At 39.6% G+C, this 6,038-nt stretch carries 5 protein-coding genes and 2 tRNA genes; 4 read left to right on the forward strand and 3 right to left on the reverse strand.

Annotated elements, in window-relative coordinates; genetic code table 11:
- Positions 1-4: 4 nt before the first annotated feature.
- Positions 5-95 (reverse strand) — tRNA-Ser (locus tag QNK26_RS12500).
- Positions 96-247: 152 nt separating this feature from the next.
- On the opposite strand from QNK26_RS12500, the gene QNK26_RS12505 reads away from it, so the two are divergent.
- Positions 248-859 (forward strand): glutaredoxin family protein, encoded by a 612-nt coding sequence (locus tag QNK26_RS12505; protein WP_319223385.1) that lies wholly within the window; start codon positions 248-250, stop codon positions 857-859.
- A gap of 65 nt (positions 860-924) precedes the next feature.
- Here the strand turns inward: QNK26_RS12505 and QNK26_RS12510 are convergent.
- Positions 925-1,015: transfer RNA gene (locus QNK26_RS12510), tRNA-Ser, on the reverse strand.
- A 191-nt stretch (positions 1,016-1,206) separates the two neighbouring features.
- Here QNK26_RS12510 and QNK26_RS12515 point away from each other — a divergent pair.
- Positions 1,207-1,869 carry a Bax inhibitor-1/YccA family protein gene (locus tag QNK26_RS12515; RefSeq protein WP_319223387.1) on the forward strand — a complete coding sequence of 221 codons (663 nt, stop codon included), beginning with the start codon at positions 1,207-1,209 and terminating at the stop codon, positions 1,867-1,869.
- Positions 1,870-1,972: 103 nt separating this feature from the next.
- Positions 1,973-2,302: a TusE/DsrC/DsvC family sulfur relay protein gene (locus QNK26_RS12520; protein ID WP_319223393.1), complete on the forward strand. Its 330-nt coding sequence runs from the start codon at positions 1,973-1,975 to the stop codon at positions 2,300-2,302.
- A 137-nt stretch (positions 2,303-2,439) separates the two neighbouring features.
- Here QNK26_RS12520 and QNK26_RS12525 read toward each other — a convergent pair whose 3' ends face one another.
- Positions 2,440-3,807: a sodium-dependent transporter gene (locus tag QNK26_RS12525; RefSeq protein WP_319223390.1), complete on the reverse strand. Its 1,368-nt coding sequence runs from the start codon at positions 3,805-3,807 to the stop codon at positions 2,440-2,442.
- Positions 3,808-4,455: 648 nt separating this feature from the next.
- Here QNK26_RS12525 and QNK26_RS12530 point away from each other — a divergent pair.
- On the forward strand, positions 4,456-5,460 hold the full coding sequence (locus QNK26_RS12530) for a sphingomyelin phosphodiesterase (protein WP_413816366.1): 1,005 nt from the start codon (positions 4,456-4,458) through the stop codon (positions 5,458-5,460).
- Positions 5,461-6,038: the final 578 nt, after the last annotated feature.

Raw genomic sequence — 6,038 nt, forward strand, 5'->3', positions numbered from 1 at the left:
TAGCTGGCGGAGGAGGAGAGATTTGAACTCTCGAGGAGCTATTAACCCCTGCTGGTTTTCAAGACCAGTGCATTCGGCCACTCTGCCACCCCTCCGCAGCAATGGAGCGTATAATAGAGATATGACTGAGGGTTGTAAACATGTAGCCGCTAAAAAACTAGAAACAAGGACTTAACCGTCTACTTTTCACTCGCTTCGGAGTCTAATTCAACGACTAAATAGAATTATTTATCATTAAAGGTGTTATATGAATCAACAAGCAGTCAAGATCACTATCTATCGCTGGGCTGGCGATTGGGGACCTTTTCATATAAAGATCCCTTGTGGTGAATGTGCACTAACCAAAGATATTGTCTTGGATACCCTAAAAAATGAACTAGAGGGTATTTCCATCGAACTAGAAATCAAAGACTGGTTAAATGAATGGTGGCAACCACTACTCAAAGGCGGTTGGCACGCACCTATTGTCATGGTTGCCGGTAAGGTCGTCAGTCAAGGGCGGGCGTTAAATCGAGGCATATTAACCCAAGCGGTGATCGAGGCACATTCTCAGCAAGTTCCTATTGCTGGTCAGCATATTTTTGGCAAACAAGCCTGCCCGCACTGCCAACGTGCCAAAACCTACTTACAACAAGCTAATATTGAATACACTTATCACGATGTGATCACCAATCCTCGCGCGCTCTACGAGATGCTTTCTAGAGTAAAACCATTAATCGACCCTAAGCAACCTGTGACGGTACCGCAAATATGGATAGATGGACGTTATGTGGGTGGCGCTGATGAGTTAAGTCTCATCGTAAAACAAAATGTCGAGCCAAACACAGAACGAGGACAATGTTCTATGTCAGAGAAATAGAATTTATAAATGCTAAAATGCAAAAAAGGCGCTATCTTTTCAGATAGCGCCTTTTTCTATATAGATGGCGGAGGAGGAGAGATTTGAACTCTCGAGGAGCTATTAACCCCTGCTGGTTTTCAAGACCAGTGCATTCGGCCACTCTGCCACCCCTCCGCAGCAATGGAGCGTATAATACAGCGTTTTTTGAAAAGTTAAAGCGTTTTTAAAAAATAATCACACTTTTTAGCTAAAAGGCTTGTTTTTAACTTATTTGGCTATAAATTAACTACATCGTCATATTATGTCGGAACTTTAGGGTATACTGATACTCTAACTGGCAGTGTTAATTATTAAGGAAAGGCACAATGCAAGAACGTACGATTCAGACTCAGTCGCAGGCAAGCGCACTAGCGACAAATAAGGTACTTCGAAATACCTATATGTTATTAGCGATGACACTCGCGTTTTCAGCAATAATTGCTGCTGCAGTAGTCACATTAAACTTACCCTCTCCTGGATTTATCATTACCCTTGTTGGTGTATACGGTTTAATGTACTTAACAGAAAAGAACCGTAACAACTCGATGGGTATTTTGTTTGTATTCCTATTCACCGGTTTCTTAGGCTATACAGTAGGCCCATTAATTAACATGTACATAGGTGCTGGTATGGGTGACATTGTTGTATTGGCATTTGCTGGTACTGCATTTACTTTCTTTGGTTTGTCTGCATATGTGCTTACAACGAAGAAAGATATGTCTTTCCTCAGTGGCATGATGACAGCCGGTTTTGTGGTATTAATCGTTGCTATGATTGGTAACATCTTCCTACAAATCCCAGCACTTAGCCTCGCTATCAGTGCAATGTTCATCTTGTTCTCATCAGGTGCTATCTTGATGCAAACAAGTGCGATCATTAAAGGTGGCGAAACGAGCTACATCTCGGCAACTGTGACTATCTTTGTATCACTGTATAATATCTTTGTTAGCTTATTACAAATCCTAGGTATTATGGGTGGTGACGATTAATCTCGTTGTTGCTAAATAACTAAGTTCAGTTATATTAATTAATAGTTAAAAAGCCTCGTTTGACGAGGCTTTTTTGTTTTCCCTCTAAAATTAGTTTATGTCTATGTTAATTATTAATGAACAAGAAATCGCAACCGACAAGCAAGGTTATTTACTGAATCCGAGTGATTGGAGTGAATCCCTTGCCCCGCTGATTGCAGAGCAAGAAAGTATTAAGCTGAGTCCAGCCCATTGGGAAGTCGTGCGCTTTGTGCGTGATTTTTACCTTGAGTACAACACCTCCCCTGCTATTCGCGCATTGGTAAAAGCAATGGCAAAGAAGCTAGGTGAAGATAAAGGTAACAGTATTTATTTATACAAGCTGTTTCCGAAGGGCCCTGCGAAGCAAGCGACCAAAATTGCTGGATTACCTAAACCAGCAAAATGCCTCTAGCTTACGCGCTCGCTTTAAAATAATTAAGCTGTTAGGTATTCAATGAATAGCAAAAAACCCAGTAGAACACTCTACTGGGCTTTTTTACATTATCTATCTTGGCCTAAATAAACCACCTATTCAGACTTATTTTCTCATTAAAGTGAGGTACTGATTAATACGATGATTAAAGCAGGACAAATAAACTTCACATATAGCGGCCATACTTTCCAGAATACACCGTTTACGTCTGCGCCATCTTGACCTTTAATCTCAGTTAATAAGCTATTGCGATGCCATACCCAGCCCACGAAAATAGCAAGACCTAAACAGACTAGTGGCTGTATTACCTCTGTTGATAAGTTAATCATGAAACCAAACATAAAGTCAAAATTGCTGACGACAACCATAGCCAATGCAGTAAGAACGGCACCAACAATCCACGCGACTTTCTTACGTGGCATTGCTGTTTTATCTATAATGTAGCTAGTTGGTACTTCTATTACCGAGATAGCAGATGTTAATACTGCAACAGACATTAGCGCAAAGAAGATGATAGCAACAATATGCTCTGCAGCGCCCATCGTCGCAAACAATGCCGGTAACACAGTAAATACCAGCGTATCAGAGCTTAATAAGTTACCTTCAGCATCAAAGATTGTCACACCGTTGTGTTTAGCGACATACATAGCAGGTAGAATTAACATTGCCGCTAAGAAGGCAACAGCGGTATCCATAACGGTTACGTGTACCGCTAATTTGCTGATGTTTTCTGTTGATTGAAGATATGAACCATAAATCATCATTACGCCCGTACCAATCGATAGCGAAAAGAATGTCTGACCAAGTGCACCAATAATCACATCTGAGTGCATTACCTTCTTAAAATCAACCTTGAACAAAGCTGTAACGCCTTCGTTTGCCCCCGGCTGGAATAAAATATAAATAACACTCGCAATTAAGATTGCAAACAGCAGTGGCATTAAACGCTTTGACCATTTTTCAATACCGTCTTGCACACCTTTCTGGATAACATACACAGTCATTAATATAAAGATCAAGGTAAAGACAATATTACGCGACAATGAGAAATCAACTAACCAACGGCTTGCTTCATCTGCGCCAACCAGAGTGGCAACCGGCGCGAGTGTGTTACTCACGAACCAGCCAGAAAGTACGGCATAAAAACTGAAGATCATCGCAGCACAGATAATTGATGCTAAACCAATCATGCGACCAGCCATTTTAGTCACAGGCGAACGACCTAATTTAGCCATAGCATCGGCAGGGTTAGTTTGGCCATGACGACCAACCATCAATTCAGCAACCAGCATTGGATAACCAAGTAAAAAGATAAGGAACATGTACACAATTAAAAATGCACCACCACCATTACTTGCCGCTTGCGTAGGGAACCCCCAAATATTACCGACACCAACTGCAGACCCAGCCGCCGCCATTATAAAACCAAAACGAGAACCAAAATGCCCTCGAGATTCACCATCATTATTCTGTATTGCAGCCATTTACCCGTACCAAGTTTGTTAAATCCAATTAATAATAGAATTTATACCTAAACACATAGCAAGATCAATGATTAAAAACTACAAAAACACCAAATGCAAAGCGTTTAAAACCAATCAAACCTCACTTTAAAGCAATCTAAAACTATAAAGTTAAACTTAATTGCGATTAAATTGCGCCGAAGCATACGTTAACTATTAAAAATAGCAGACGCTGCCAAGAGACTGATATCGCAAATAATATAATTTTCATTAAATTGTCAAATTAACTGGTTAATATACGTACTTTATATCTCAAATCATGATGTACAATGAAAACAGTGTGTCACAGATATGACACTGATAACCAAAAAAAAGGACGCAAACATGTTACGGAAGATAACAATATTACTTGGTTTATTTATATTATCCCCTGCACTATGGGCGATGAGCCAAGTACCAGCAGAACGCCATACCATTATTCAGTTTACTAACAGCACACCCCACACTTTATATGCCTATATTGCAGCAGGCGATAATATCGAATTATTAACAACAGAAGTGATGCCACTAAGTACCGTTGATATAGCAAATATCACCCGAACCAGTAGCGACAATGACATTGCGATTTCATTAAGCAATGCAGATTATAGTTTTAGCCTCACGCAACAGGTGCTCAACGATGAACTTGCTTTTGGTATCGACAGTGATGGGTTAACCATCGCGCCACAAACAGACAGTGCAATTCAGCGGTTCGAGATACAACTTGCCACGACCAAAAACACCATAGCCTTTAACAGTGATAAATTGAGTAAAGGTGGCAAGGTCAGTTACGTATTACAGCAGCACGACAAAAATCCCGCAATTGGCCCTGGTAACGAGCTGAGTCTATTAAGCTACAACATTTGGGCTACGACTATATTCGGCTCTAAAAAGGTAGATACACGCCTGAGTGAAATGCCAGCGGTAATGTCAGGTTATGACGTTCTGGTATTAACCGAAGTCTTTGATCTCATCCGCACAAACAAATTACTTAAACAGCTAAGTAAAGAATATAGCTTCACTAGCAGTGAAATATTCAAACTGGGAAAAATTATGCAATCAGGCACGCGCATTTTAACCCCGTGGCCAGTCGAACAAGAAAAAAATCTAAAATATACTCACTGTAATGGTATTCAGTGCGCCGCTACTCGTGGGGTTATTTATACCCGTATTAATAAGCAAGGTTACATTTACCATGTATTTGCGACGCACACTCAATCATCAGATGATGATGCCAATCGCGCAGCGCGTTTAGCGCAGTTAGAAGAAATGGGGGAATTTATACGCACACAAAATATTCCGGCGGATGAAGCGGTCATTTTAGCGGGTGACTTTAACATCAACAAAATTGGTTTGCCTGGTGATCGAGATCAAATGGAATACATCCTTGATGCAACCGAACCTGAAAATAAGGGTCACAACCTGTCTTTTGATTCCAACACTAATTATTGGGCAGAAAAACCTTACTTAGAATATCTAGATTACACATTAACAGGTAATGATAATTTACAACCTCTCACAGCAAGCCAAGAAATATTCGCACCACGCGTATTAACCGAATCTCTGTGGGGCATTTGGGACTTATCAGATCATTACGCTGTACGCGGTCATTTTATCTATCCATTAAAGAAATAACAAAATAAAACCCCAACAAAGGATATTTCAGCATCTATTCACTTTAGATGCTGAAATATCCACCTCAAATCGACTTTTACTACTAAATAAATACTCAAAACTGGGCAGTTGAACCATTTATATACTGAAAGCCTCAAAAGTAGCACTCAAATAAATTTGAACCCCATTATCATTAGTGTGATCTAGGTACACAAATCAATTGCTAATAAATTGTTAAACCCTAAAAAATACCCATTATTAGCTACTAATATATTTAATTTAAAATCATCGGAACTATTTAAAGCTCAAAATTTCAAACAAACGCAGCATAAAACACTAAAAGTAAGATTAAGAGTCGAACTTAAAGCATAAAGCACCGCCACTGTTTAATTATCATACGGTTAAAGAGGTTGTTAATAAAAAACACGCGGCACTTCAAATTATTTTGATAAATACATGGTTATTTTTAGGTTCGAAGCGGAAAAGAGATCTACATCACTTTAAATAAAACTCAAATCATTATCCTATGCAGCAGTTGAGATTAAGCATAAAAAAACAGGTGAGAACGAAATGTCAGAGCAAGCTACTACAACGATCAC

Source organism: Moritella sp., from assembly GCF_033791185.1.
In the GTDB taxonomy this organism is placed as follows: Bacteria; Pseudomonadota; Gammaproteobacteria; order Enterobacterales; family Moritellaceae; genus Moritella.

What these genes read in the sequence shown, in the direction of transcription:
- QNK26_RS12505 (WP_319223385.1), top strand. Translation starts at nt 248, where the DNA reads ATGAATCAACAAGCAGTCAAGATCACTATCTATCGCTGGGCTGGCGAT.
- QNK26_RS12515 (WP_319223387.1), top strand. Translation starts at nt 1,207, where the DNA reads ATGCAAGAACGTACGATTCAGACTCAGTCGCAGGCAAGCGCACTAGCG.
- QNK26_RS12520 (WP_319223393.1), top strand. Translation starts at nt 1,973, where the DNA reads ATGTTAATTATTAATGAACAAGAAATCGCAACCGACAAGCAAGGTTAT.
- QNK26_RS12525 (WP_319223390.1), bottom strand. Translation starts at nt 3,807, where the DNA reads ATGGCTGCAATACAGAATAATGATGGTGAATCTCGAGGGCATTTTGGT.